Origin of the sequence: Pseudomonas sp. NFACC46-3 (assembly GCF_900114515.1) — a bacterium.
GTDB classification, from domain to species: Bacteria; Pseudomonadota; Gammaproteobacteria; order Pseudomonadales; family Pseudomonadaceae; genus Aquipseudomonas; species Aquipseudomonas fluorescens_Q.
In genome coordinates this window covers 1-1,569 of the sequence record NZ_FOTH01000077.1, presented here as the reverse complement: position 1 = coordinate 1,569, position 1,569 = coordinate 1, and the positions used below count along the sequence as shown (strand labels likewise).

Below are 1,569 nucleotides of genomic sequence, written 5' to 3'. Positions count from 1 at the left end.
TGGGCTGCGATATAGGTAGTCCGTTCCTTGCTCCCCCATACTGATACTCGCTGGAGTCCGGTTGTTGCGAGGAAGGAACATGCACCTGCGAGCTACGAATAGGGCTGCAACGCATCTCGATGATTACTGCTTCACCTTCGAGCCCAGCAGGTGCGCTTGCGCCCTCTAACGAACACTCAGGGAAAGCCGGGCACGGCTCTCTATATCGCCTTCGCTGGACGCAAGCATGCATGTTCCTGCATGTACTTTAGCGTCTGTGGAGGTGTGCAATGCAAACGCTCTTGTCTCAGAAATTCACTGCTTATATCGGAATTGATTGGGCCGATACCAAACATGACGTCTGCTTGCAGGTTGCTGGGCAAGCCCAGCGGTGCTTCTCGGTCATCCGACACAACCCCGAAGCTATTGATCAATGGGCTCATGCGCTGTATCAGCGTTATGGCGGTCCTATCGCCATTGCCGTGGAGTTAGACAAAGGACCGTTGATAGCGGCCCTGCAAAAATATGATTTTTTTTGTTTGTTCCCAATCAACCCCGCCACCTTAGCCAAGCAGCGTAAGGCCTTTGTTCCCAGCGGTGCGAAGGACGATCCGAGCGATGCCCAGTGGGCACTTGAGCTATTGCTCAAGCATCCCGACAGATTTCCCCTGCAGGAGAAACAAAGTCCTGCCATACGCTCTCTGGCTAGCTTGACTGAACATCGGAGAACCTTGGTTGATGAGCGGGTAAGAACCAGTAATCGGTTGGTTTGCATGCTCAAGCAGTACTATCCGTTGGCGCTGGAGTTGTTCCACGACCATGACACACAGGTGTTTTGTGATTTCCTGGAGCGCTGGTCGACGTTGGAAACACTTAAACGTGCTCGGCCTACAAGCGTTTTGAAGTTTCTTAACGCGCACAATGTTCGCCATGCAGAACTCAATCAGCAGCGCCTGGCCTTGATCCTCAAGGCCACGCCGCTGACAGAGGATCCGGGGATTGTTACCCCTTCAGCGCTGTATGTGCGGACCCTGGCATCGCAACTGAGTGGGATGCTGGTGGCGATCAAGCAGTTTGATGCGGCGATCGAAGAAACGGCCAATACCCTGGCCGATTACAGCCTCTTCAAATCCTTGCCTGGAGCCGGGCAACAGCTTGCACCACGGCTAATGGTAGCTTTTGGTGAGCAACGTGATCGCTTCAAGGATGCTGGTGCTATGCAGCGATATGCCGGGATCGCTCCGGTTACCGAGCGCAGTGGCAAGAAGAAAATCGTTCGCTGGCGCTATCAATGTTCAACCTTTTTGCGCCAGACATTTGTCGAGTGGGCTGCCCACAGCATCAATCAATCGGTATGGGCAGGGGCGTACTATCGCCAGCAGAAGGCCAAAGGCTGCTCTCATCAAGCAGCCCTGAGGGCACTGGCTTTTAAATGGATCAGGATCGTTTATCGGTGCTGGAATGCTGGATCCCAGTATGACGAGAGCGTCTATTTACAAGCCTTGGCCCGCCACGACTCGCCTTTGATAAGAGCACCGGAGGCAACGAAAGCATGTTGACGGAAGAGCTCAGAGCGTGAAGCAGCCCCAA

Annotated in this window: 1 protein-coding gene; it reads left to right on the top strand. The window is 53.9% G+C overall.

The genetic code is table 11. The annotated features are described in order from the left end of the window. Positions 1 to 269 precede the first annotated feature (269 nt). Entirely contained in the window at positions 270 to 1,538 is a 1,269-nt protein-coding gene (locus BM300_RS29780) for an IS110 family RNA-guided transposase (RefSeq protein ID WP_063321205.1), read from the top strand. Positions 1,539 to 1,569: the final 31 nt, after the last annotated feature.